Source organism: Vallitalea maricola, assembly GCF_036985595.1.
GTDB classification, from domain to species: Bacteria; Bacillota; Clostridia; order Lachnospirales; family Vallitaleaceae; genus Vallitalea; species Vallitalea maricola.
Genome location: NZ_BTPU01000175.1, coordinates 1 through 355 on the forward strand (window position 1 = coordinate 1; position 355 = coordinate 355).

The window sequence follows — 355 nt, forward strand, 5'->3', positions numbered from 1 at the left end:
CAGTTATGATAAAATCTATTAAATTCCTGTGCCAGATCAACAACATATCTAGAAATAAAAGATGGTTCCAACTTCTCAGCTGCATCAACTACTACACCTTGGAATCTCTTTAAAGTCTTAACTACATTAAAAGCTAAATCATCAGTTAGTAAATCATAATTAATACTCTCACCTTTGCTATCATATTCAGCTTTCCTCAATACACTAGAAGCCCTAGCATAAGTATATTGAACATAAGGTCCTGTCTCACCTTCAAAGTTAAGAACCTTATCCCATGAGAAAACTACAATGTATCTGCACCTAGAGAATTAGTCTGAAAAAACGAAAAGGATGAAATACGAAATTCTAATCCAAG

The 355-nt window shown here is 33.2% G+C and carries 1 protein-coding gene; it reads right to left on the reverse strand.

The window, feature by feature from the left end:
- The coding region (locus tag AACQ14_RS23775; protein WP_339366020.1) for a DALR anticodon-binding domain-containing protein at positions 1-200 on the reverse strand (200 nt) is incomplete at its 3' end.
- Positions 201-355: the final 155 nt, after the last annotated feature.